This is a genomic window from Holdemanella sp. DFI.5.55 (assembly GCF_020593575.1).
Lineage (GTDB): Bacteria > Bacillota_I > Bacilli_A > Erysipelotrichales > Erysipelotrichaceae > Holdemanella > Holdemanella hominis.
In genome coordinates this window covers 1-220 of the sequence record NZ_JAJDMK010000439.1, presented here as the reverse complement: position 1 = coordinate 220, position 220 = coordinate 1, and the positions used below count along the sequence as shown (strand labels likewise).

Here is a 220-nt window from a genome sequence, read left to right as displayed (position 1 = left end):
CAATTATTGGCATTGCCGGCCTGGCATTTTGCGGTGTCTTGGTTGAAACCTCAATGAATGTTACGTTTCCAACTTTGATGCGTGATTTTCACCAAAGTCTAAATGCCGTTCAATGGGTCACGACCGGCTATCTGCTGACCGTCGCTCTAACCGTTGTCTTGGCAGCCTTTCTGCAACGTCGCTTTAAACTGCGCGGCTTGATTGTTGGATCTAGTCTGGC

Annotated in this window: 1 pseudogene; it reads left to right on the top strand. The window is 48.6% G+C overall.

The window, feature by feature from the left end:
- Window positions 1–220, top strand: a pseudogene (locus tag LJE08_RS14730) (hypothetical protein); the annotation flags it as partial.